Consider the following 24501-nt stretch of genomic DNA (forward strand, 5'->3'; position numbering starts at 1 on the left):
GTCAAACACCTGATGATCAGCGCAGCGGCGTCAGCGGTGCGTCGGAGGTGAACAGTTCGCTGTCCAGGTGGTCGGCGGCGTAGTCGATGGCCCCCATCACCACGCATTCGTCCCCCAGCGTGGACGCGCGTACCTCCGGCATCCGCATGCAGGCCCGCTCCAGCCGCTCCCGCAGCGGCGCCAGCAGGACGTCGGCCGAGCGGGAGAAGCCGCCGCCCAGCACCACCATCTGCGGGTCCAGAACGAGCACCATGGCCGCCGTCCCCACCGCGAGGTCGTCCACGTAGCGGTTGACCGCGGCCAGGGCGATGGGGTGGCCGTCGCGGGCCGCCGCCAGCGTGTAGCCCGCCGCGTCCTCGGGCGCGGTGCCGTCCGGCACGACCTCGCAGCCGTTGAGGTGCTCGGGAGCGTCGTACCAGCGGGCCTCCGGCAGCATGACGATCTCGCCGGCGGCGGCGCCGAAGCCCCGGTGCACCTTGCCGTCGATGATGAGGCCGGTGCCCATGCGCCGTCCGACGTGCAGGAACACCACGTCCCGAGCGCCCTGCGCGGCGCCCCGGCGGGCTTCGGCGAGTGCGGCCAGGCGGCTGTCGTTCTCGATCAGCACCTGGCACGGGAACATCTCGCGCAGCTTGGCCGCCAGGTCGAGGCCCGTCCAGACGGGGATCGCGGCCGAGAACGCGATGCGGCCCTCTGGCGTGAGCACGCCCGTGGTGCCGACGGCCACCGTCCAGAGGTCCGCGGCCGACCTGCCGCTGAGCGCCAGGCAGCCGGAGACCGCGCGGTCTATGGCGGCCAGGCGCTCCTCAAGGGGCGCGTCCGGAAGGACGGGCTGCCGGGTCTCGGCCAGGATCTCGCCGTCGAGGTCGGACAGCGCGGCCCGTACGTTGTGCCCGCCTATGTCCACCCCGACCAGGCAGCCGCTGTCAGCGCGGAACCGGTAGCGGCGGGCCGGCCGGCCCATCGTGCCCGGCGAAGGCGGTACTTCCTCCACCCAGCCCAGCTCCATGAGCTCGTCGGCGACCTCCTTCATGGAGGGCCGCGACAGCCCCGTCCGCTCGGCCAGCGCCGAGAGGGTGAGCGGTCCGGCGCCGCGCAGCGCCCGTATCGCGGTCAGCGAGTTGAGCTGCCTGAGCCGGGACAGGTCGCCGCCGCGCAGGTTCGCCATCGCCGCCCCTAACGTAGGTGTCCTCTGTAACTCGTCATTATGCCAGCGTTCGCTTCTGCTTCAACACCAGCAATTCCGCGCAGAATCGGGCATTGACCCTCCGCAAGACCTGGTGCTACTAATGAAGCGCTCCTTCGTAAGTAGATCAACAGGAATTGAGGGTCTGATGTCGTTCGCAGACGTGGGCGAGGTCGTCCATCAGCCAGGGCAGGCCCGGGTCTTCGAGCACGGGTGGCAGTCGTGGAGCCCGACCGGCGCCTACCGCCTCGGCGAGACCCCGCCCAGGCCCGCGGACGACAACATCCAGATCCTCTGCTACCGCCCGGAGACGCCGGTGCCCGCCGGGGTGTTCCAGGGTGAGGGGCTGCTCGCGATCGACCCCGGCGGCGGCGCGCCGCTGGAGCTGTGGTCCGCGCCGAGCCCCGTGGAGGTGCCCTCCATCCGGGCGCGTCAGGAGGGCGGGCGTCTGATCGTGAGCGCGAACGGGCCCGTACGCCACCTGACCGGCGAGTCGCTGGAAACCTGGGCAGCGGGCATGGCCGAGGGCTACGCGCCCAGGACGTTTCCGGCCGTGCCCCCCATGTGGTGCACCTGGTACGGCTACTGGGGCAAGGTCACCGAGGACGACGTCCTGGACAACCTCCGCCTGTCGGAGCGGCACGGGCTGGGCGCCGACATGTTCCTCGTCGACGACGGCTACGAGGCCGAGATCGGTGACTGGCTGGACCCGCGCCCCGGCTTCGGCTCGCTGCGAAAGGTGGCGGAAGCCCTGGGAGAGGCGGGCCGGCGTACCGGCGTCTGGACCGCGCCCTTCCTGGTCGGCCACCGCAGCCGGATCTTCCGCGAGCACCCCGACTGGCTGGTCGGCGGCGCCCACGCGGGCCGCATGTGGGACCAGGACCTGGCGGTGCTCGACGTCACTCACCCGGATGCCGCCGCCCACTTGGTCGAGGTGTTCAGGACCTTCGCCGCGTACGGCATCACCCACTTCAAGCTCGACTTCATCTATGCCGGGGCGCTGGCGGGCCGCAGGCACGAGGACCTCGACCCGATCGCCGCCTACCGGCGCGGGCTGGAGCTGATCCGCGAGGGCGCCGGCCCGGACGCCACCCTGCACGGCTGCGGCGCGCCCATGCTGCCCAGCCTCGGCCTGGTCGACATCATGCGGGTCAGCCCGGACATCGCGCCCACGCTGCACCCGAAGTCGGGCGACATCAGCCAGCCGTCCCAGCTGGGCGCCCGGCTGACCGGCGCGGCCCGCGAGTTCCTGCACGCCCGCTGGTGGGTGAACGACCCCGACTGCATCATCCTGCGCCCCGAGGTGGAGGCCAGGCAGGAATGGGCCGCGCACATCGAGGCGACCGGCGGCCTGCGCGGCTCCAGCGACCCGATCGCGGCGCTCGACGACTGGGGCCTGGAGACCACCCGGCGCCTGATGGTCCCCACCACGACGGAGCCGTCATGAGAGTGAGGAGGAGGCGCGACTGGCACGCCTACCTGTTCATCGGCCCGAGCCTGCTGGGTGTGCTCGCCTTCCTGCTGCTGCCGATGGTCATCGTCTTCGTGCTGAGCTTCTTCCACTGGGAGCTCCTGTCGCCCCCGACCTTCGCCGGACTGGACAACTACCGCCGCCTGGCCGGCGACGGAGACTCCTGGCACTCCCTCGGGATCACCGTCGTCTATGTGCTGCTCTGCATCCCCCTGCAGACGGTCCTGGCGCTGGTGCTGGCCCTGCTGCTCAACCAGCGGATCAAGGGCGTCAGGGTGTTCCGCTCGCTGTTCGTGGTGCCATGGATGGCCACCCCGATCGTCATGGGCCTGGTCTGGAACTGGATCTTCGACCCGCGTGACGGCGCGATCAACAGCGCCCTGGCCGTGATCGGCGTCACCGGCCCCGACTGGCTGTCGGACCCCACCTGGGCCCTGCCCGCCGTCGCGCTGGTCAACGTCTGGCAGTACACCGGCTACAACATGCTGTTCTTCCTGGCCGGGCTGCAGGGCATCCCGAGGGAGCTCTACGACGCGGCCGCCACCGACGGCGCCACCCCGCGTCAGCGGTTCTGGCGGGTGACGCTGCCGCTGCTCAACCCCACGATGTTCTTCGTCATGGTGACGAACCTGATCGGCGCCTTCCAGGTCTTCGACACCGTCTTCGTGATGACCAACGGCGGGCCCAGCCAGAGCACCGAGGTCATCAACTTCAAGATCTTCGGCACCGCGTTCAGGGAGTTCGACTTCGGCTACGCCTCGACGCTGTCGATGCTGCTCTTCGCGGTCATCCTGGCCGTGACGCTGGTGCAGGTCAGGTTCTTCGGCAAGCGCACCACCTACGACATGAGCTGAAGGACGTCATGACCAAGCGCATCCTGCTCTACGCCACGCTCACCCTGGGCGCCTTCGTCGCCGTCTTCCCCTATCTGCTCGTGGTGCTGACCGCCTTCAAGACCCAGGGCCAGCTCAACTCGACCGAGCCGTGGGTGCCCGGCCTGCCGCCCACCACCGCCAACCTGACCAAGCTCCTCGGGGGCGAGTTCCCCCGCTACCTGCTCAACACGGTGGTGATGACCGCGCTGCTCACGCTGGGCCAGCTGGTGTTCACCACGTTCGCCGCCTACGCGTTCGCGCGGCTGCGCTTTCGCGGGCGCGAGGTGCTCTTCTGGCTGTACGTGGCCACGATGATGGTGCCCAGCGCCGTCACGATGATCCCGCTGTTCCTGATCATGCGGGAGCTCGGCCTGGTCAACACGTGGTACGGCCTGCTCGCGCCGTACATTCTGGGCACGCCGTACGGGATCTTCCTGATGCGGCAGTTCTTCCGCGGCCTGCCCGCCGGGCTCGAAGAGGCGGCGCGGATCGACGGGGCGGGCCCGCTGAGGATCCTCACCCGAATCCTGCTGCCGCTCTGCCGCCCCGCGATCGGCACGCTGACGATCATCACGGTGATCTCGTCGTGGAACAGCTTCATCTGGCCGCTGATCATCACCAGTGGTGACGACACCAAGGTCATGACGGTCGCCCTCGCCACCCTCAACTCCGGCATCGGCGTGGACTACAACCTGATCATGGCCGGCGGCCTGATCGCGCTGGTGCCGATGATCGCGATCTTCATCTTCTTCCAGAAGTACATCGTCCGGTCGGTGGTCCTCACCGGCCTCAAGTAAGAGAGGTCATATGCGATCCCCCCGCATACGCGAGCTCCGCCATGCCGTGACACTGCTGGCCGCCGCCACGCTCACCCTGACCGCCTGCGGTTCGGGCGGCGGCGGTGAAACCGGCGGAGACGGCAAGGTCACGTTGACCTACCGGCTCTGGGACGACCAGCAGAAGGTGGGCTACGACAAGGTCATGGCGGCCTTCGAGAAGGCCAACCCCAACATCGACGTCAAGATCGAGCTGATGCCGTACGACGAGTACTGGACCAAGCTCACCGCCGACGCGGTGGCCGGCACGGCGCCGGACGTCTTCTGGATGACGCCGTCGCAGTTCCCCGAGTTCGTCACCAAGGGTGTCCTGGCCGACATGTCGCCCCTCAAGCTCGATGCCACGAAATTTCATCCAACGGTGGTCGGGTCGTTTACCTACCAGGACAAGCTGTACGGGGTGCCCAAGGACTGGGGCATCGTCGGCCTGCTCTACAACAAGGATCTGTTCAAGAAGGCCGGTGTCGAGATGCCGGCCAGCCTCACCTGGAAGCCCGACGGCTCCGGCACGTTCCTGGAGATCGCCCGCAAGCTGACCGTGGACGAGGCGGGCAAGCACCCCGAGGACCCCGGCTTCGACCCGGCCAAGGTCAAGACCTACGGCTTCGCCTCCTGGAACCACTACCAGACCCAGTGGATGAACTGGGTCAACTCCAACGGCGGCAAGCTGCTCGACCAGCCGTTCGGCAAGTACGCCTTCAACGACGACGCCTCCGTGCAGGCCCTGCGGTTCGGCGTCGACCTGGTGAACAAGTATCACGTCTCGCCGCCCGCGACCCAGACGAACCCGCCGACCGGCAAGGCCACCGACATGTTCAAGGCGGGCGAGGTGGCGATGTTCCCGGCCAACAACGCGCTGCTGCCCTACGTCGCGCCGGAGGCGAACTTCGAGATGGGCGTCGCCCTCATGCCCGAGGGCCCGGCCGGCCGCGCGGTCAACCTCAACGGCCTGTCGGAGGCCGTGTACGCCAAGAGCAAGCACCCCCAGGAGGCCATGAAGCTGGCCGCCTACCTCGGCAGCGAGGAGCCGCAGAAACTGATGGCCGCCGACGGCTACATCCTCCCCGCGCTCAACGGCCTCACCCAGGGCTACGTCGACTACTGGCAGAAGAAGAAGATCGACGTCTCGCCGTTCGTCGAGGAGTCGAAGGGCACCACGTTCCCGCTGCCCGTCACCACCGGGTTCACCGGCTTCGAGACCAAGCTCAACCAGATCTTCAACGAGATGTACCTCGGCAAGCTCGACCCCAAGCAGGCCGCCGACCAGGCCGTCACGGAAGGGAACGCGACCGTCAAATGATCAGCCGGCGCTCACTCCTCGCTGGGGGCGCCGGACTGGGACTGACCGCCGCACTGGGTGCCTCACCCGTGCGCGCGGCGGCCCGCCGTGCCCCGATCTCCGACCCCTTCCAGCTCGGCGTCGCCTCCGGCGAGCCGGCCCCCGACGGCGTGGTCCTGTGGACCCGCCTGGCCATGGACCCCGTCGCCCTCGACGGGCTCGGCGGCATGCCATCGCGGCCCGTACCGGTCGAATGGCAGCTCGCCAAGGACGAGAACTTCCGCCATGTCGTACGGCGCGGCGCCGACCTCGCCCGGCCCGAGGCGGCCCACAGCGTCCACGTCGAGCTCGACGGCCTGAACCCCGGCACCGAGTACTTCTACCGCTTCAAGGCCGCCGGTGAGATCTCCCAGATCGGCCGCACCCTGACCAGCCCCGCCCGTGGCACGCGCAGCCGTGCGCTCAACCTGTCGTTCACCTCCTGCGCCGATTACCAGACCGGCTGGTTCACCCCGTACCGGAGGATGGCCGAGGACCAGCCCGACCTGATCGCCTTCCTCGGCGACTACATCTACGAGTACGGCGACTACAAGTACCCGGTGCGCGACCAGGCCGGGGGAGAGTGCTTCGACCTGGCCGGATACCGGCTCAGGCACGCCCAGCACAAGGCCGACCCGGAGTCCCAGATGGCCCACGCCATCGCTCCCTGGGTGGTGGTGTGGGACGACCACGACATCGAGAACGCCTGGGCCGGCGACGTGCCCGAGCAGCCCGACCCGCCCTTCCTCGCCCGCCGGGCGGCCGCCTTCCAGGCGTACTACGAGAACATGCCGCTGCGCCGCGCCCAGAAGCCGGACGGGGCGGCGCTCAAGCTGTACCGGAGCATCCGCTGGGGTGCGATCGCCAACCTGCACCTGTTAGACACCCGCCAATATCGCGACATCTACCCCTGCACCGGCAAGAGCGGCACCGTCGGCGCCGACTGCCTGGAGCGGTTCGCCCCCAACCGGACCATCCTCGGCGCCGCCCAGGAATCCTGGCTCGACGGGGAACTGCGCGGCTCGAAGGCCACCTGGGACCTGCTCGGCCAGCAGGTCTTTTTCATGGAGATGGACTGGACCAACGGCGAGGGCAAGGGCTACTCCAACGAGGGCTGGGACGGCTACGTCGCCTCCCGCAACCGTCTGGCCGCCGCCATCGACGACTACAAGCGCAACGGCGTCGTGCTCACCGGCGACGTGCACTCTCACTGGGCGGGCGAGATCAAGCGCGACTACCAGGACCCCGCCTCCAAGTCGGTCGCCGTCGAACTCGTCACCACCTCGGTCACCAGCGCCGGCAACGGCCTGGACGAGTACCCGAACACGCAGGTCCTGCTCGAGGAGAACCCGCACGTCAAGTTCTTCAACGGCCGCCGCGGCTACGTGCGGGCCAAGCTCACCGAGCGGGAGATGAAGGTCGACTTCCGCTCGCTGTCCCGCGTCACCGAGCCCTACGCCCCCGCCTACACCTCCGGCTCCTTCGTCATCGAGCCCGGCGACCCGGCGCTCCACCCAGCCTGACGGGACTCCCATGCGCACAACCACGGCCGCCCTCGCGGCGGCCCTCATCGCCCTGCCCTTCGTCCCGTTACCCGGCAATGCCGACGCCGCCCCGCAAGGGCCGCCGATGGGCTGGAGCAGCCGGACGCTCGGCTGCTCGGTCTCGGAGGCGTCCGTACGGCAGGCGGCCGACGCCCTGGCCGCGCTCGCCCCGGCCGGCTACGACCACGTCATCCTGGACGACTGCTGGCTGGCCGCCCAGCGTACGAGCGGCGCCCTGGCCCCCGACGCCACCCGCTTCCCCTCCGGCGTCAAGGCGCTGGCCGACTACCTGCACGGCAAGGGGCTCAAGCTCGGCCTGAGCCTGTCGGCGGGCACCAAGGCGTGCTCCGGCGGCGGCGCCGGCTCCTACAAGAGCGAGGCCGCCGACGCCGAGCAGGTCAAGGGCTGGGGCGTCGACTACGTCAAGTACGACTGGTGCAACGTCCCCGCCGCCGACTTCCCCGGCCAGAACGTCCAGCAGATCGCCCAGACCCTCTACCCGCGCATGCGTCAGGCGCTCGGCGACGCGATCGAGTTCGCGATGAACAATGAGGACGGCAGCACCGTGCCGTGGCTGTGGGGCAAGGAGGCGAAGGCCACCACCTGGCGGACCAACGTCTACAACAAGCCCCTGCCCGACAGCTACGCGACCATGGTCGACGTCTGGGAGACCAACCAGCTCAGGGTCCAGTACGCGGGTCCGGGCAGCTGGGCGGACCCCGACCTGGTCCAGGCGGGCCGGGGCGGCATGACCGACGCCGAGTACCGCACCCAGGTCAGCCTCTGGGCCGTCGGCGCCGCTCCGCTCATCCTCCAGGCCGACCCGGCCAAGGCGCCGCCGGCGATCGTCGCCAACCCCAAGGTGATCGCCGTCGACCAGGACGCGCTGGGCGTGCCGGGCCGGTTGGTGACCTCCGACGGCTGGTACCACGTGCTGTCCAAGCCCCTGGCGAACGGGGATCAGGCGATCCTGCTGTTCAACGAGAGCGACCGGGCGGCGACGATCTCCACCAAGCTGAAGCCCGCCCGCTACCGCGTCGAGGAGCTGTGGACCGGCGCGGTCACGACCACGGAGGGCGACCTGGCGGCCCAGGTGCCCGCCCACGGGTCGGTGCTCTACCGGGTGAGCCAGAGCCGGGAGAAGGCGCCGCCCGCCGTGCTGGTGGAGGTGGACCCGGGACTCCTGGGCGACGATCACCCGTCCGTGCTGGAGCCGGGCAAGGAGCGGGAGGTCGTCACCAGGGTCACCAACACCGGGGCTACGGACCGGCTGCGGGACGTCGAGGTGGCGCTGGCCGTACCTGAAGGGTGGCGGGCCAGGGCGCGCACGGCCACCAGGACCGGGCGGCTGGACGGCGGCGAGAGCCTCACCGTGAAGTGGGCGGTCACACCGCCCGCCGGAGCCGAGCTCAAGGACTACGAGCTCTCGGCCACCGCCGCCAAGTCCGCGGCCACCGCCGTCGTCAAGGTCGCGCGGGCGCCCGGCTCCGGCCGGACGTACCTGAGCGACCTGCCCTGGACCCGCGTCGCCAACTACTTCGGCCCGGTCGAGAAGGACACCAGCAACGGCGAGAAGGCCGCCGGAGACGGCAAGCCGATCACCATCGAGGGGGTCACGTACGTGAAGGGGCTCGGTGCCCACGCGCCCGCCGACATCGAGTTCTACACCGCCGGCCGCTGCTCGACCGTCGAGTTCCAGGCCGGAATCGACGACGAGGTGGGCCAGGCGGGCTCGGCCGACCTCGAGGTCTGGGCCGACGGCGGCCGGGTCGCCCACTCGGGCATCGTCACCGGCGCGCAACCCGCCAGGAAGGTCACCGCGTCCGTGAAGGGCGCCACGTACGTCCGGCTGGTCGCGACCAACGGCGGCGACAACGCGACGTCGGACCACGCCGACTTCGCCGACGCCTCTATCACCTGCCAGTAGAAAGAGAGCTCATGATCGTTCCCAAGCCCGTCCGGTACGAGATCCGGCAGGGGCGGTTCGTCCTCGATCGGGAGACCTCGGTGACGGCGTCGCCGCCGCTGGGCGAGGTCGCCTCCTGGTTGCGGGGCGAGCTGAGCCCGGTCGTCGGCGGGGAGCTGCTGCCGGGGCCGGGCTCGGGAACGATCACGCTCGGGCTACGCGACGATCTGCCGCCCGAGGCGTACCGGTTGAGCGTGGCCGACGACGGCGTGGTGATCGAGGGCGGCGGCCCGGCGGGGGTGTTCTACGGCGCGCAGAGCCTGCGGCAGCTGCTCCCGCCCGCCGCGTTCAGGAAGGCGTCGGCGGGCGGGCCGCTGGTGCTGCCGGCCGTCCTGATCGAGGACGAGCCGAGGTTCGGGTGGCGCGGCTGCATCCTCGACGTCGCCCGGCATTTCATGGTCAAGCAGGACGTGCTGCGCTTCATCGACCTGATGGCCCTGCACAAGCTCAACGTGCTGCATCTGCACCTCACCGACGACCAGGGCTGGCGCGTCGAGATCAAGCGCTACCCCCGGCTGACCGAGGTCGGCGGCTGGCGCAAGGAGAGCCAGACCGGCTGGAACGGCGCCATGGACGGCCGCCCGCACGGCGGCTACTACACGCAGGACGACATCCGGGAGATCGTGGCCTACGCGGCGCGCCGGCATGTCACCGTCGTGCCCGAGATCGACCTGCCCGGCCACACGCAGGCCGCCATCGCCGCCTACCCCGAGCTGGGCAACCTCGACACCCCGCTGGAGGTGCGCACCACCTGGGGCGTCGGGGTGAACGTGCTGAACGTCGAGGAGAGCACGATCGCCTTCTTCCAGAACGTCTTCGACGAGGTGCTGGAGCTGTTCCCGAGCCCGTACGTGTGCGTCGGCGGCGACGAGTGCCGCAAGGACCAGTGGCGCGACAGCCCCGCCGCGCGGCGCCGCATCCGCGAGCTCGGGCTGCGGGACGAGGAGGAACTGCAGAGCTGGTTCATCCGCCGCTTCGACGACTACCTGGCCGAGCGCGGCCGCCGGCTGGTGGGGTGGGACGAGATCCTGGAAGGCGGTCTCGCGCCGGGCGCCGTGGTGGCCTCCTGGCGCGGCGACCTGGGGGCGGTGTCGGCGGCCCGCGCCGGGCACGACGTGATCACCTGCCCCAACACCTCTGTCTACTTCGACTACCGGCAGGGGCCGGGGGAGAACGAGCCGGTGCCGTTCGGGACCGTGCTGACGCTGGAGGAGGTGTATGCCTTCGACCCGGTTCCGGAGGAGTTGCGCGACGATCCGGCAGAGGCGCGGGTCCTCGGGTCGCAGTGCGGCCTGTGGAGTGAGCTGATCGACTCCAACCGGCACATGGACTACATGGCCTTCCCGAGGGTGGCGGCGTTCGCGGAGACGGTGTGGAGCCCGCCCGCCCGTGATCTGGCCGACTTCCGCGTACGGCTGGCGGCCCACCTGCCCCGGCTGGCCGCGATCGGGGTGGAGTACCGGCCGGAGTCGGGGCCGCTGCCCTGGCAGACCCGCCCCGGTGTCCCCGGCCGCCCGGAGGACCGCGCGCGGTGGCAGGCCAAGATCGACGCCTGGACCAGCAACCTCCGGAGCTAGAGCTCGACCGGCCCGCCGCTGCGCCAGTAGACGTTGTCGTGCCTCGACAGCAGGTCCTCGTCCACCAGATAGCGGCGCAACGCCGCGTAGTCATCGTGGAAGGCCCGCAGCGCCACGTTCACGTCCTTCTCCGAATACCGCACGCCCGGCTCGAACACCCGCGAGATGTAACGCAGCACCACGAGCTTCTTGTCCCGCTTCGTGGGCATGGTCGTCAGCCGCCCGTCCACCAGGAACGTCCGGAGCAGCCGCTCCTCGGCGCCGACCTCGTCCGAGGGCTCGGCGGCTCGTGCCCGGAGCAGCTCACGGAACTTCTCCGGCGCCGCCCGCCACGCGCCGTCCTCGCCCCGCACGGCCAGCCCACCGGCGGCCAGCCGGGCGAGGACCTTCGGCGACAGCCCGTCGGTGACACCGAGCACCAGAGAGGCGAACGCCCGGAGCGTGTCGTCCTGGGCGAGCAGCCCGAGCACGCGCCTGTTCTCTTCATCGCTCATTCGGTTATTTTGTCCCATGATCGCCGGATCGACGCCTGCGGCGGGACTCCCACCAAATGTCCCGATCTTGAGACATTGTCATGACCTTATGACGAACTTAGCTGTCGGAGACTAAAGGAACGCGCGTGTGCCGGAGCGCCCTTGCCAGTCCGCTCCGGCACACGGCTTTATCACAATCTGTTGAGACCCTGTACGTGCACCACCGCGCGGCCCTCCTCGTCGGAGGCGGCCAGGTCGATCTGCGCGTCGATGCCCCAGTCACCGTCACCCGCCGGGTCCTTGACGGTCTGGCGCACCTTCCACAGTCCGCTCTCCTCCTCGATGCGCAGCAGCGCGGGCCCCCGCGCGTCGGCGTCGGTGAAGATCTCCTCGTGCTCGGCGTAGTAGGCGTCGAGCGCCGCGCCCCAGTCGACGTCGGGCGCCAGCTCCGCCAGCTCGTCCTCCTTCTCGATGGCACAGAGCTCGACCAGGCGGAACATCGCGTTGCGCACCAGCACCCGGAAGGCCCGCGTGTTGGCGGTGACCGGCCGGACCTTGGCCTCCAGCTGCTCCTGGCGCTCCAGCGCCTCCTCCGGGTTGGCCAGCTGCTCCCACTCGTCGATCAGTGACGAGTCGACCTGCCTGACCAGCTCGCCCAGCCACTCGATCAGGTCGATCAGGTCCTCGGTCTTGAGGTGCTCGGGGACCGTGCGCGACAGCGTCCGGTAGGCGTCGGCCAGGTAGCGCAGCACCGTGCCCTCCGACCTGGCCAGCTCGTAGAACTGGATGTAGTCGGCGAACGTCATCGCCCGCTCGTACATGTCGCGCACCACGCTCTTCGGGCTGACCGTGTAGTCGCCCACCCACGGATGCCCGTGGCGGTATGTCTCATAGGCCCCGAGCAGCAGATCGTCCAGCGGCATCGGGTACATGACCTCGGCCAGCTGCTCCATCCGCTCCTCGTACTCGATGCCGTCGGCCTTCATCTGCGCGACCGCCTCGCCCCTGGCCTTCTTCAGCTGGGCCGACAGGATCTGGCGCGGGTCGTCGAGGATGGACTCCACGATCGACGCCATGTCGAGGGCGTAGCTCGGCGAGTCGTGGTCGAGCAGGTCGAAGGCGGCCAGCGCGAAGGTGGACAGCGCCTGGTTGAGCGCGAAGTCTTCTTGCAGGTCGATCGTCAGCCTGGCCCGCCTGCCCTGCTCGTCGGCCTCCGTGAGCTGCTCCACAATGCCGCCCGCGAGCAGCGACCGGTAGATGGCGATGGCCTGGCTGATGTGCCGCCGCTGCCACTTGCGGTCCTCGTGGTTGTCGGTGAGCAGGTGCTTCATCGCCTGGAAGCAGTCGCCGGGCCGGTTGATGACCGCGAGCAGCATGGCGTTGGTGACCTTGAACCGGGAGTTGAGCGGCTCCGGCTCGGCGGTCTGCAGCTTCTCGAAGGTCTCCTCGCTCCAGCCGACGAAGCCCTCCGGCGGCTTCTTGCGGGCGTAGCCGCGCCGCCGCTTCGGGTCGTCGCCGATCTTCGCCAGCGCCTTGGCGTTCTCGATGTCATGCTCGGGCGCCTGGCAGGCGACGTAGCCGATGGTGTCGAAGCCGGCCCGCCCGGCCCGGCCGGCGATCTGGTGGAACTCGCGGGCGCGCAGGCGGCGCACCTTGTTGCCGTCGTACTTGGACAGCGCGGTGAACAGCACGGTCCGGATCGGCACGTTGACGCCGACGCCGAGGGTGTCGGTGCCGCAGATGACCTTCAGCAGGCCGGCCTGGGCCAGCCGCTCCACCAGGCGCCGGTATTTGGGCAGCATCCCGGCGTGATGGACGCCGATGCCGTGGCGTACGAGGCGGGACAGGGCGCGGCCGAACCGGGTGGTGAAGCGGAAGCCGCCGATCAGCGTCGCGATGGCCTCCTTCTCGGCCTTCGTCGACATGTTGATGGACATCAGGGACTGCGCCCGCTCCATGGCGGCGGCCTGGGTGAAGTGCACGACGTAGACCGGCGCCTGGCCGGTGCGGAGCATCTCCTCCAGCGTCTCGTGGAGCGGCGTCATCCGGTAGGAGTAGATCAGCGGCACCGGCCGCTCGGTGTGCTTGACGACCGAGGTGGGCCGGCCGGTGCGCCTCGTCAGGTCGCGCTCGAACATCGAGACGTCGCCGAGCGTGGCCGACATCAGGATGAACTGGACGTTCGGCAGCTCCAGCAGCGGCACCTGCCACGCCCAGCCCCGGTCGGGCTCGGCGTAGAAGTGGAACTCGTCCATGACGACCTGGCCGATGTCGGCCGCCGCGCCGTCGCGCAGCGCGACGTTGGCCAGGATCTCGGCCGTGCAGCAGATGATCGGGGCGCCCGGGTTGACGCTGGCGTCGCCGGTCATCATGCCGACGTTCTCGGTGCCGAAGACCGAGACCAGGTCGAAGAACTTCTCCGACACCAGCGCCTTGATCGGCGCGGTGTAGAAGGTGCGTACGTCCCTGGTCAGCGCGGCGAAGTGGGCGCCCGCCGCGACCAGGCTCTTGCCGGAGCCCGTCGGGGTGGACAGGATCACGTTGCTCCCGGAGACGACCTCGATGAGCGCCTCCTCCTGGGCGGGATAGAGCGTGAGCCCCCGTTCGGAGTTCCAGGAGACGAACGCGTCGAAAATGGCGTCCGGGTCGGCGTCGATCTCTTCTGGCAGGCGGTCAACGAGAAGGCTCACACCCTCTATCCTGCCGAAGTTTGCCGAATGCTCGAACCCGAGCCGGCGCGACGGCGCCCGATCCCCGTGACTTAGGGGAGTTCGAGCTGGTAGAGGATGGTGTCGATCCACCGCCCGTGCTTGAAACCGACCGACTTGAGCCGGCCCGCCTCCGCGAATCCGAACGCCGCGTGCAGCTTCAGCGAGGCCGGGTCACCGCCGTCGGCGATCACCGCGATCATCTGCCGGACGCCGGTCTCACCGGTGCGGGCGATCAGCTCGCCGAGCAGCAGCCGTCCCAGCCCGCGTCCGGTCGCCCCCGGCGAGAGGTAGATCGTGTCCTCCACTGTGTGCCGGTAGGCGGGCTTGGGGCGGTAGCGCCCGCAGTAGGCGAATCCCAGCACCCGGCCGTCCTCCTCCTTGGCCACCAGGAACGGCAGGCCCGCTTCGGCGATCGCCGCCGCCTTCAGCCGCCACGCCTCGATGTCGAGGGGCGTCTCGTCGAAGGTCGCCACCGACTCCGTCACATAGTGCGCGTAGATCTCGGCGACGGCGGGCAGGTCGGTCTCGGACACCGGCTGGATGAGCGTCATAGAACTGCATTCTTAGACGATTCGCGTGACCATCATGTTTCCGCATCCTCACCCGCGCGTCACACCCGGGCCTTCGGGCCGGTGAGCAGCAGGCCGCCCAGGATCGCCAGGGCCGCCAGGAACGGCGTGTTGCCGGGCGCGAACCCCGCCACGGTCAGCCCCAGCAGCCCGCCGCCGACCAGCCCCGCCGACGTGAGCGCGCTGCGCCAGGTGGCCTTCCCGTACGGCAGGGCGGGCGGCTCCTCGAACCGGGAGAAGCCCTTCAGCAGCGGCCACATCACCAGGCAGAGCATCCCGAACCAGATCGGCCACCCGGCGAACCACGCCAGGCCGCCCGGCGCCGGCGTGTCGATGCCGAGACCGACGACGACCACACCGGTGACCGCGAACAGCGCCGGCATGTGCCACAGATAGGCGGTCATGATGCGCGGCCCGGCCCAGGCGAGCAGCTTCTCGGTCCGCAGCCGCAGGATCCACGGCCGCAGCAGCGTGGCCAGCCCGATCTGGCCGATCGAGACGGCCAGCATGGCCAGCGTGGGCGGGGCCATGTTCGACACCTCGGCGCCGGGCAGGCCGATCATGCTGCCCGGGTACGGGCCGAACGCCACGAGCAGCGCCGCGGCCCCGAAGCCGCCGACCGCCATCAGGCCGGGGCGGGTCAGCCGTCCCTTCGCGTAGCGGAAACCGAGCTGGTGCACCGCCAGCCAGACGAACACGATGTTGAGGTAGCCCAGCGCGTCGACCCCCGTCGAGAACCGCAGCACGTCCGTCAGCACCGCCCCGGCCGCCAGCACGGCGGGGACGCGCAGGCCGTACCTTTCGTGCAGGCTCATCATGTACGGCGTGGCCGTGACCGCGATCAGGTAGACGGCCAGGAACCACAGGAGCTGCCCGGTGAGCTGCGCGCCCACCTGCAGCGGCTGCGCGGGCACGCCCAGCGTGAGCAGCAACTGGGGGAGCGGGATCCAGACCGCGGCCAGTGGCAGGAGCGGCCAGGCCAGCCGGCGCAGCCGGGTGGCCAGCCACTGCGGCCCGCCGTGCGCCGCCCGGCCGAAGCTGATCGCGTTGGCGGCGCCGCCCGCGAAGAACACCAGCGGCATCACCTGGCTGATCCAGGTCACCACCCAGACGCCCGGCGTCGACAGGGCGTTGCCGGTGGTCAGGCGGGTGCCGTCGAAGGCGAGCACCGGGATCGTCCAGTGCTGCAGCACCACGAGCGCCATGCCGAACACCCGCAGCAGGTCGATGAACGGGTCCCTGACCGTCGCCCGCGCCGCCGGTGCGGGGCGGACCGGTGCGGCGGCCTCGGGCAGGGCCGCCGGATGGTCGAGCAACGCGGTCATGGGGGCCTCGTTTCGTGGTGGACGTTCATCGCGAACCTTGAGGCCTCAAGACTTCCGTCGCGGGCGGCCCGGCACAGTGCCGTGAGCCGCCCTCTTCCGGGAAGATCACACCACCATGGAAGGTAGGGCAGGCCCTACCGCCATATACCGGCGCACAGGGTCGATGCGGGCATGGCACAGTCGTACCGTGAACGCCATGCGCTCCCTCATGAGACGTGTCCTCCTGGACACGCGCTACACGCTGGTCGGCTTCCCCACGGCCGTCATCGCCTTCGTGCTGCTGGTCGTGGGCATGGCCGCCGGCGTGGGCACGACGGTCATATGGATCGGCGTGCCCCTTCTCGCGGGGACGCTCATGATCGCCAGGGGGTTCGCGGACGCGGAGCGCGGCTGGCTCTCCGACGTGCTCAAGCGCCCTCCGGTGCGCCCCCGCTACAAGCCCGCGCCGGCGGGCGCGGGCCGGTTCCGCCGGCTGGTGAACCCGCTGACCAGCGGGCAGTCATGGCTCGACCTGCTGCACGGGATCTTCAACTTCCCCCTCGCCATCGTGTCGTTCGTGCTGACCGTGGTGTTCTGGGCGGTGCCGGTCGCCGGGCTGAGCTACCCCCTGTGGGGCGTCATCACCTCGCGCATCCCCGGCAACGAAGAGCTGCCCCAGCTGCTCGGGTTCGAGCAGAACTACTGGGTCAACTCGGCCTTCTACGTCGTGCTCGGCCTGCTCGGCATGCTCATCCTGCCGTTCATGGTGCGCGCCGCCGCGTTGCTGCGCGCCGGGGTCGGCCGGGCGTTGCTGACCGGGGTCGCCGAGCTGCAGGAGCGCATCGACGACCTGGCCGAAGGCCGGGCCGCGGCCGTCTCCGCCGAGGCCAACGCGCTGCGCAAGCTGGAGCGCGACATCCACGACGGCCCGCAGCAGCGGCTGGTCTCGCTGGCCATGGAGCTGTCCAGGGCGCAGCGGCAGATGCAGCGGGACCCCGAGGCCGCGCAGGCCACGATCAGCTCGGCGATCACCGCCACCCGCGAGACGCTCGACGAGCTGCGCGCCCTGTCACGCGGCATCGCGCCGCCCATCCTGTCCGACCGCGGCCTCGCCCCGGCCCTGGCCGCCTTGGCCGGACGCTGCACCATCCCGGTCGATCTCGACGTGCAGACCGTCCGGCGCTACCAGGCCTCCGTCGAGAACGCCATCTACTACGTCGTCGCCGAGACGCTCACGAACGTCGCCAAGCACAGCCGCGCCACCGTCTGCACGATCCAGCTGGTCCACATCGGTGACATTCTCATGCTCACCATCGGGGATGATGGGGTCGGCGGCGCGCACGTCGCCAAGGGACATGGTCTCGCCGGTCTGGCCGACCGGCTCCGCGCGGTCGACGGGGAGCTGGCCGTGCAGTCGCCGGACGGCGGGCCGACGGTGATCGTGGCGGAGGTTCCGTGCGGGTAGTCGTGGCCGATGACGCGGTTCTGATCAGGGAGGGCCTGGTCAGGTTGTTGGAGGAGTTCGGCTGCGAGGTGGTCGCGACGGCGGGTGACGGCGACGGCCTCGTCAAGGCGGTGGCCGAGCACCGGCCGGACGTGTCCGTGGTCGACGTGCGGATGCCGCCGTCGTTCACCGACGAGGGGCTCAGGGCCGCCGTGGAGGCGCGCCGCCGGGTTCCGGGGGCGCCGGTGCTGATCCTCTCGCAGTACGTCGAGGTCTCCTACGCCGACGACCTGCTGGCCGATGCCCGAGGCGCGGTGGGCTACCTGCTGAAGGACCGGGTCGTGGACGTGGACGAGTTCATGGAGGGCCTGCGGCGGGTCGCCGCCGGCGGGACCGTGTTCGACCCTCAGGTGGTGTCCCAATTGATGGTGCGCAGGCGCAGGGACGACCCGTTGGCGCAGTTGACGCCGCGGGAGCGGGAAGTGCTCGGGCTGATGGCCGAGGGCAAGTCCAATCCGGCCATCGGCCGGCAGCTGGTCATCAGCGACGGGGCCGTTGAGAAGCACATCAGGAGCATCTTCAGCAAGCTCGGGCTTTACGCCGACGACAGCGATCAGCATCGGCGCGTGCTGGCCGTCCTCGCCTATCTGCGATCCTGACCCACCCTGTACACCCAAGCGGGTCCTGACACACACGCTGTACGTCCAAGCGGATCCTGACACACCCGGTACGTCCAGGGCGCCGGCCGGTCCGCGCGGCGTTCCGCGCGGACCTGGCCGCCCGGTGGTCAGCCGAGCGCGTCGACCAGCTTCTTGCGCTGCTGGGCGCCCAGGCCGCCGAGGCGGCGCTTCTCGTCGACGCCGGCCTCCTCCATGAGCGCGGTGGCCTTGGCCGGGCCGACGCCCTTGACGGCGCGCAGGGCCTGCGACACCTTGATCTTCTTGGCGATGTCGTCGTCGCGCTCCAGCAGCTGCGCGAAGGTCAGCTCACCGGCCTTGACCTTGCCCAGCAGGGCGGTGCGGGCCGCGCGTGCCTCCGCGGCCTTCTCCAGAGCCGCCTTGCGCTGCTCGGGGGTGAGAGTCGGAAGTGCCATCTCGGTTCTCCTAGGGGAGTTTGGGGTCGGGGATTCCTGTAACCCGTAGTGCAGTGGCTAATCATGGCGGATACCAGCGGTTCGTGTTGCGAAAAGCGCCCGCTCAGCGTGTGCGCCACGCCGAAACGGCCGTCTCGGCGCCCGCCACCTCCCGCGCGAGCGTGCCTCCGCTGACGCCCATGCCGCCGACCACGAGGTTCTCCTCACCGTAGCCCGCCCACCGGCCGACATCGCCTTCGCGGCCCGCGAAACGGTCTCTGACCAGGTCATAGAGCTCTCCGGCGGGATTCCGCCGGGTCGGCGGAGCCGCAGGTCGGCGTGCGGTGCCGTCCCTCTCGGGATGCCTGCTCGGCAAGATCACGACTCGTGTGGGTGGTTTCCGCCCTTGCGCGTGGTATCCGTCACATTCGGCGTTCGGGCGTGTCGCGAGGGCCTCGATCGACCCGGCAACGCTCCGGCGAAGCCGGGTTGTTGCAGGTCAGGGGGTATGCGCGCGTACCATGTCGGAATGGAGGTGCTCTTCGGGGGAAGGAGCAGGATGCGGGATCAAGGCTTCCCCGCGCTCTATTCGCCGGCGCCCTGTTCGCCGAGGCTCGATCAGCCGGTCCCTATCACGTGCTGCCGCGCCAGGATTCGACGCCGGAGACGGTGAGGAACATGTCGAACACCGACTCCATGGCGCCGACCAGCGGACCCTGCCAGCCCAGGGCCGAGGGGGCGATCACGGGCGGCCGTTCGTGGCGGATCGTCATCAGGCCGCGGCCGAACGACTCCATGAGGGTGGGCAGGGCCCGGTCGTACAGGTCGACGCCCAGGCCGGACAGGGTCACGACCGCCGGATCGTGCGCGTTCACCAGTGCCGCCAGTCCCCGGCCCAGCGCCTGCGCGTTCGTCCTGACCGCGCGCAATGCCGCCCCGCCGCCCGTGTGGTCGTGCGGGCTCGGAACCTGGCCGCCGCCCGTACCACCACTGGTGCCGCCGCCTCTGGTGCGGCCGCCCGCCGCGTCGTCCGTCACGTCGCCCGTGCCGCTGCCTGCGTCGGCGGTGGCGAGGATGCGGCGGGCGTCGTCGCGGCCCTGGCCGCCGCCGTACGCCAGGCCCATGTGGCGCAGGAGCGCGTTCGCCCCCACCTCCAGCCCCCAGCAGCCGTGCGCGCCGCACATGCAAGGCGCGTCGCCGCCCGTGAGCGGCATGTGCCCGAACTCCGCGCCCATCCCGCCGGCCCCTTCCAGCGGGCGTCCGTCCACCACGAGCACGCCGCCGAGGTCGAAGTCCACGTGGACGTGCAGCCCCACCCCGATCCCGCGCAAACGTCCCCGCCGCGCCTCCGCCAAGGCCGCGAAGGCCGTGTCGTTGCCCACCCGCGGCCCGCCACCCGGCCCCGCGGCGCCCAGACCGAGCAGGGCGGGTACGTTCACCGAGCGCCAGCGCAGGTGGGCCACGTCCACCAGGCCGCCGTCGCGCACCGGCCCCGCCACCGCGACGCCCACCCCGACCACCCGGGACCCGAGGCGTCCGAGCTGCCCGCGCAGCACCTCACCGAGCGGTCCCAGGGCTCCTTCAGGCGTGCCGTCGTGGCGCCGTACGTCCAGGACGGAGACGCGTCCGCCCAGCTCGCAGGCGGCGACCTCCCACGAGTCCTCCCGGAGGTCCACGGCCAGCGCCAGCGGCCCCTCGGGATGCGGGCCGGGCACCTGCGTAGGGCGTCCTCTGCCGTGCGCCGCGGACGGCTCCTCGTGCAGCAGCCGGTCGTCGGCCAGGCCGCTGACCAGCACCGAGGCGGTGCCTCGGGCCAGCGCCAGGTCCTGGGTCAGACGGGAGCGCGTACGGGTCGCGCCGCAGTCGTGCACGGCCCGCAGCAGCCGCACCCGGTTGTACGCGCGCAGACCGGCACTCGTCGTTGCCCCATTCATCACCATTGTCGAAGCCTCATCCGGGTTATTATGCTCTAGCCGTGAACAAAAGTGACGCCAAGCGCGCCCGTATCGCAGTCTTCTCCTTCTTCTTTCTCAGTGGGTTCGTGATGGGCCTGTGGGCGGCGGGGTTGCCGTCGCTCAACGACCGCCTGGATCTCGGACCGGCCCGGCTCGGCAGCGTCCTGCTGCTGGTCTCGGGTGGCGCGCTGGTGTCGATGCTGGTGGCGGGGCCGCTGGTGGACAAGTGGTCGAGCAGGGTCGTCTGCTGGGTCGGCGGCCCGCTGTCGGCGGCCGTCCTGCTCGGTCCCGCCTTGGCCCCCTCCTACCCGGCGCTGGCCGTTCTCGCCGTGCTGCTCGGGATCGGCCTGGGGGTGGCCGAGGTGGCCATGAACTCCCACTCGGTCGAGGTCGAACGTGTCTACGGCCGGCCGATCATCTCGGCCTTCCACGGCACGTGGAGCCTGGGCGGCGCCGTCGGCGGCGCGCTGACCGCCGGGGCGCTGAAGGTCGGCGTGGACCCGCAGGCGCTGCTGGTCGGGGCGGCGATCGTGGTGCCGTTCCTGTACGTTCCGGCGGCGCGGATGCTGCTGCCGGACCCGCCCCAGCACGTCACCCGGGAGGAGAGCGCGACCGGGAGCAGCCCGCTGCGCTGGGGCCTGGTGGCCCTGCTGGGCCTGGCCGCGTTCGCCGGGCACCTGAGTGAGGGCGCCGCCATCGACTGGGCCGCCCTGCACGCCCGCTGGGTGCTGCACACCGACCCGGCCGCCGCGCCGATCGCCTACACGATCTTCGCGGTGGCCATGACGACGGTACGGCTGCTGGGCGACCCGATCCGGGCCCGTCTGGGCTCGGTGCGCACGATCCAGCTCGCCGGCGTGCTCGCCACCTGCGGCTACGTGCTCGTCCTCGTCGCTCCGCTCACCGCCGACGCGCTCCAGGTGGTGTGCGCGTGGTCCGGCTGGGCGCTCGTGGGCGTCGGGCTGGCCACCGTCGTACCGGTGATCTTCAGCGCGGTGGGCGCGGCGGGCAACCGGGTCGGCCGCGCGCTGGCGCTGGTGACGGCGTTCGGCTACAGCGGGCTGTTGGTGGGGCCCGCGCTGCTCGGCTATCTCGCGGAGTCCTGGACGTTGCGGTTCGCGCTGATCGTCCCGGCCCTGCTGGCCGCTGCCGTCGCCCTCGCGGGCGCGCCGGCCATCCGCGCCCTGAGCCGCGTCCCCGTACCGGTCCCGGCCGACTCGCGCTGACCTGATCGGGTACGGGCTTCCGCGGCTGGAGTCCCCGCCTCCGTCCCGGCCTCACCTCGCTACGAGCGCCGCCTGGTTCCGCCCCGGAGCCAGGCGGCGCTCGTTGACCTCGCGTTATGTGATCGTGACTTGACCCCATGCGTAACGTGCATGTTTCATGTCCCACACGCCGTAAACGTTTACAGCGATTTTACGGATTCGTTCGACGCGCATGGAGGGACAGCCTTGGCCGACGGACCCACGATCACCACGATCGCCGAGCGCGCGGGCGTCTCCATCGCCTCGGTCTCGCGGGTGCTGAACGGCCTGCCGACCAGGCAGGAGACCGTGCGCAAGGTGATGGCCGCCGCCGACGAGCTCGGTTACGTGCGCAACGCCGTGGCCAGGTCGCTCAAGTCACGCCGCACGCACCAGGTCGCCTTCGCCATGGCCGACATCGGCAACCCGGCCTACCTGGCCATGCTGCGCGAGATCCAGCCCGTGCTCAAGGCGGCGGGCTACCGGCTGGTCCTGCACTCGACCGACGCCGTCGCCGCCGACGAGATCGACGTGCTGCACAGCCTCGGCGAGCGCTACGTCGACGGGCTGATCATGAGCCCGCTGCGCGTCACCGAGGCGCACCTGCGGATGCTCGCCACCGCCCGGGCGCCCGTCGTGATCATCGGCTCGGTGCCCGACGGGACGCCGGTCGACAACGTACGCGCGGACTCACGTACCGGCGTCAGGCTCGCCATCGACCACCTGCACATGCTCGGCCGCCGCCGGATCGGCATGGTCAACGGCCCGCTCGACACCGTGCCGGGTGCCGCCCGCGGCGCCGCGTACCGGGAGGCGCTGGCGGCGGTCGGCCTGCCGTACGAGGAGAAGCTGGTGGAGATCGGCGACTTCTACCGCGAGGAGGGCCGCCGCGCGGTGGCGACGCTGCTGCGGCGGGCGCCCGACCTCGACGCGCTGATGTGCGCCAACGACCTGATCGCGCTGGGCGCGCTCGACGTGCTGCGCGCGGCGGGCAAGCGGGTGCCGCAGGACGTCGCGGTGGTCGGCATGGACGACACCGACCTGGCCGCCGCCTCCTGGCCGTCGCTCACCAGCGTCTCGCTGGGCTCCGCCGAACGCGGCAAGGCCGCCGCCGAGCTGCTGCTCGACCGGCTGCAGAACGGCGATCGCGAGCCCCGCCTGGTCACCGTCCTGCCCCGCCTGGCGGTCCGCGCGTCCACGGCGGGCGAGGCGTCCGAGGGAGGAAGGTCTTCATGACGGCGACCGCGACCAGGCCCCCGCAGACGCGGCGCAGGCGACCCAGCGGCGTCTCGCGGCAGACCCGCGAGATGTGGGTGCTCATGCTGCCCGCGCTGGTGCCGGTCCTGCTGTTCAGCGTGGGCCCGCTGCTCTACGGCATCGGCCTGGCCTTCACCGACGCCGAGTCTGGCCGCAACCACGTCACCAGCTTCGTGGGCCTGGAGAACTTCGGCACGCTGCTGGCCGACGAGGACTTCTGGGCGTCGATCAGGATCGGCCTGATCTGGGCCGTGTCGGTGACCGTGCTGCAGTTCCTGGCCTCCCTGGGGCTGGCGCTGCTGCTCAACCAGAAGCTGTGGTTCAGAGGGCTGGCGCGGGTGCTGGCGGTGGTGCCGTGGGCGATGCCGCCCGTGGTCATCGGCCTGATGTGGCGGCTGGTCTACCACCCCGACGCCGGGATCGTGAACACCACGTTCGGCACCGACATCAACTGGCTCGCCGACTTCTCCTGGGCCCTGCCCGCCATCATCGTCATGGGCGTCTGGAGCGGCATGCCGCAGACCACGGTCGTCCTGCTGGCCGGTCTGCAGGGCATCCCCAAGGAGCTCTACGAGGCGGGCGAGGTCGACGGGGCGGCCACCTGGCGGAAGTTCTGGAGCATCACGCTGCCGCAGCTGCGGCCCGTGATCGTCACCATCACCTCGCTCGACTTCGTGTGGAACGTCAACCAGTTCACCCTCGTCTACGTGCTGACGCAGGGCGGGCCCGGCGGGCGGACCAGGCTGCCGATGCTGTTCGCCTACGAGGAGGCGTTCCGCTACGGCTTCTTCGGCTACGCGGCGACCATGGGCGTCACCATCGTGATCGTCGTGCTGGCCCTGCTCGGCTTCTATCTCTGGCGGCAGATGCGGGAGACGTCATGAAGAAGATCCCGCAGTACGCGGCACTGCTGGCCTACATGGTCTTTCTGGCCTTCCCGCTGGTGTGGCTGCTGTCCACGGCGCTCAAGACGCCGCAGGAGATGGCCAACCTGCACCCGACGTGGATCCCGGACCGGCCGACGCTGGCCAACTTCAGCGACGCCTTCGGTGAGCAGGACCTGGTGGGAGCCGGGCTGCGCAGCCTGATCGTGGCCCTGTCCAGCTCCGTGCTGACGGTCGCCGTCTCGCTGCCCGCCTCCTACGCCCTGGCCCGCTACAAGGGCGTGCTCAAGCGGGTGGCGCTCGGGTGGGTGCTGGTCAGCCAGGTGTTCCCGTTCATCCTGATCATCATCCCGCTGTTCATGGTGCTCAAGCAGCTCGATCTGGTGAACACGCTGTTCGGCCTGGTGGTCGTGCACGTGACGTTCACGCTGCCGTTCGCGCTGTGGATGCTCCAGGGGTACGTGCGCTCCGTGCCGCGCGAGCTGGAGGAGGCCGCGGCCATGGACGGCGCGACCCGCCTGCGCTCGATCGTCAGCATCGTCGCGCCGCTGCTCGCGCCGGGCGTGGTGGCGACGCTGCTGTTCTCGTTCATCTCCTCGTGGAACGAGTTCCTGTTCGCGCTCGTGGTCCTCAAGGACCCCGATGTGATGACGCTGCCGCTGACGCTGGTGAGGTTCACCGGCCCTGAGGGAGTGTCGAGGCTCGGCCCGCTGGCCGCGGCGTCGCTCATGGCGACGATCCCGAGCCTGATCTTTTTCGCAATCATCCAGCGACGGCTGAGGTCCGGCCTGATGGCCGGCGCTGTGAAGGGCTAG

Annotated in this window: 21 protein-coding genes; 13 read left to right on the plus strand and 8 right to left on the minus strand. The window is 70.4% G+C overall.

The window, feature by feature from the left end:
• Positions 1–16 precede the first annotated feature (16 nt).
• Positions 17–1168, minus strand: a complete 1152-nt coding sequence (locus tag ACGFJ2_RS04830; protein ID WP_393464698.1) for an ROK family protein — start codon at positions 1166–1168, stop codon at positions 17–19.
• Positions 1169–1334: 166 nt separating this feature from the next.
• Here ACGFJ2_RS04830 and ACGFJ2_RS04835 point away from each other — a divergent pair, with 166 nt between their 5' ends.
• Genes ACGFJ2_RS04835 through ACGFJ2_RS04865 form a run of 7 tightly spaced genes read left to right on the plus strand, consistent with a single transcriptional unit; the run spans position 1335 to position 10773 of the window.
• Entirely contained in the window at positions 1335–2633 is a 1299-nt protein-coding gene (locus ACGFJ2_RS04835) for a glycoside hydrolase family 36 protein (protein ID WP_393464701.1), read from the plus strand.
• Entirely contained in the window at positions 2630–3511 is an 882-nt protein-coding gene (locus tag ACGFJ2_RS04840) for a sugar ABC transporter permease (protein WP_357959414.1), read from the plus strand. The genes ACGFJ2_RS04835 and ACGFJ2_RS04840 overlap by 4 nt, the downstream gene beginning before the upstream one ends.
• Before the next feature lie 8 nt (positions 3512–3519).
• Positions 3520–4329, plus strand: a complete 810-nt coding sequence (locus tag ACGFJ2_RS04845; RefSeq protein WP_393464704.1) for a carbohydrate ABC transporter permease — start codon at positions 3520–3522, stop codon at positions 4327–4329.
• Positions 4330–4339: 10 nt separating this feature from the next.
• Complete coding sequence (locus tag ACGFJ2_RS04850; protein ID WP_393464707.1) at positions 4340–5668, plus strand: ABC transporter substrate-binding protein; 1329 nt, start codon at positions 4340–4342, stop codon at positions 5666–5668.
• Positions 5665–7209, plus strand: coding sequence for an alkaline phosphatase D family protein (locus ACGFJ2_RS04855; RefSeq protein WP_393464710.1), 1545 nt, complete (start codon positions 5665–5667; stop codon positions 7207–7209). The genes ACGFJ2_RS04850 and ACGFJ2_RS04855 overlap by 4 nt, the downstream gene beginning before the upstream one ends.
• Positions 7210–7219: 10 nt before the next feature.
• Entirely contained in the window at positions 7220–9157 is a 1938-nt protein-coding gene (locus ACGFJ2_RS04860) for an NPCBM/NEW2 domain-containing protein (protein ID WP_393464713.1), read from the plus strand.
• Between the two features lie 11 nt (positions 9158–9168).
• Positions 9169–10773, plus strand: a complete 1605-nt coding sequence (locus tag ACGFJ2_RS04865) for a beta-N-acetylhexosaminidase (RefSeq protein WP_393464716.1) — start codon at positions 9169–9171, stop codon at positions 10771–10773.
• Here ACGFJ2_RS04865 and ACGFJ2_RS04870 read toward each other — a convergent pair.
• From ACGFJ2_RS04870 to ACGFJ2_RS04885, 4 genes are all read right to left on the minus strand, one after another.
• Entirely contained in the window at positions 10770–11267 is a 498-nt protein-coding gene (locus ACGFJ2_RS04870) for a DUF2087 domain-containing protein (RefSeq protein ID WP_358201309.1), read from the minus strand. The two genes, ACGFJ2_RS04865 and ACGFJ2_RS04870, sit on opposite strands and share 4 nt — an antisense overlap.
• Positions 11268–11437: 170 nt before the next feature.
• On the minus strand, positions 11438–13945 hold the full coding sequence (locus ACGFJ2_RS04875) for a DEAD/DEAH box helicase (RefSeq protein ID WP_393465295.1): 2508 nt from the start codon (positions 13943–13945) through the stop codon (positions 11438–11440).
• Between the two features lie 62 nt (positions 13946–14007).
• Positions 14008–14508, minus strand: coding sequence for a GNAT family N-acetyltransferase (locus tag ACGFJ2_RS04880; RefSeq protein WP_393464719.1), 501 nt, complete (start codon positions 14506–14508; stop codon positions 14008–14010).
• A 59-nt stretch (positions 14509–14567) separates the two neighbouring features.
• Positions 14568–15851, minus strand: a complete 1284-nt coding sequence (locus ACGFJ2_RS04885; RefSeq protein WP_393464722.1) for an acyltransferase — start codon at positions 15849–15851, stop codon at positions 14568–14570.
• 208 nt (positions 15852–16059) lie between these two features.
• Between ACGFJ2_RS04885 and ACGFJ2_RS04890 the strand changes: the two genes are divergently transcribed.
• Both ACGFJ2_RS04890 and ACGFJ2_RS04895 read left to right on the plus strand, forming a co-directional pair.
• A complete protein-coding gene (locus ACGFJ2_RS04890) occupies positions 16060–17295 on the plus strand; it encodes a sensor domain-containing protein (protein WP_357959439.1) in 1236 nt (411 codons plus the stop codon).
• Positions 17286–17933: a response regulator transcription factor gene (locus ACGFJ2_RS04895; RefSeq protein WP_357959441.1), complete on the plus strand. Its 648-nt coding sequence runs from the start codon at positions 17286–17288 to the stop codon at positions 17931–17933. Before ACGFJ2_RS04890 ends, ACGFJ2_RS04895 begins: the two co-directional genes overlap by 10 nt.
• Before the next feature lie 128 nt (positions 17934–18061).
• Here ACGFJ2_RS04895 and mihF read toward each other — a convergent pair whose 3' ends face one another.
• From mihF to ACGFJ2_RS04910, 3 genes are all read right to left on the minus strand, one after another.
• Positions 18062–18367 carry an integration host factor, actinobacterial type gene (gene mihF / locus ACGFJ2_RS04900; protein WP_225301079.1) on the minus strand — a complete coding sequence of 102 codons (306 nt, stop codon included), beginning with the start codon at positions 18365–18367 and terminating at the stop codon, positions 18062–18064.
• Positions 18368–18470: 103 nt separating this feature from the next.
• Positions 18471–18728, minus strand: coding sequence for a hypothetical protein (locus ACGFJ2_RS04905; RefSeq protein WP_357959444.1), 258 nt, complete (start codon positions 18726–18728; stop codon positions 18471–18473).
• Positions 18729–18978: 250 nt separating this feature from the next.
• Positions 18979–20280 (minus strand): ROK family protein, encoded by a 1302-nt coding sequence (locus ACGFJ2_RS04910; protein WP_393464727.1) that lies wholly within the window; start codon positions 20278–20280, stop codon positions 18979–18981.
• A gap of 41 nt (positions 20281–20321) precedes the next feature.
• On the opposite strand from ACGFJ2_RS04910, the gene ACGFJ2_RS04915 reads away from it, so the two are divergent.
• The 4 genes from ACGFJ2_RS04915 to ACGFJ2_RS04930 all read left to right on the plus strand — a co-directional run bounded on the left by ACGFJ2_RS04915 (position 20322) and on the right by ACGFJ2_RS04930 (position 24501).
• The gene (locus tag ACGFJ2_RS04915) at positions 20322–21527 is read left to right on the plus strand and encodes an MFS transporter (RefSeq protein WP_357959450.1); all 1206 of its coding nucleotides are present in this window, start codon (positions 20322–20324) and stop codon (positions 21525–21527) included.
• A 225-nt stretch (positions 21528–21752) separates the two neighbouring features.
• Complete coding sequence (locus ACGFJ2_RS04920; protein ID WP_393464730.1) at positions 21753–22781, plus strand: LacI family DNA-binding transcriptional regulator; 1029 nt, start codon at positions 21753–21755, stop codon at positions 22779–22781.
• A complete protein-coding gene (locus tag ACGFJ2_RS04925; protein WP_357959456.1) occupies positions 22778–23686 on the plus strand; it encodes a sugar ABC transporter permease in 909 nt (302 codons plus the stop codon). Before ACGFJ2_RS04920 ends, ACGFJ2_RS04925 begins: the two co-directional genes overlap by 4 nt.
• Positions 23683–24501, plus strand: a complete 819-nt coding sequence (locus ACGFJ2_RS04930; protein WP_357656572.1) for a carbohydrate ABC transporter permease — start codon at positions 23683–23685, stop codon at positions 24499–24501. Before ACGFJ2_RS04925 ends, ACGFJ2_RS04930 begins: the two co-directional genes overlap by 4 nt.

Source organism: Nonomuraea sp. NPDC049028 (genome assembly GCF_043197735.1).
In the GTDB taxonomy this organism is placed as follows: domain Bacteria; phylum Actinomycetota; class Actinomycetes; order Streptosporangiales; family Streptosporangiaceae; genus Nonomuraea.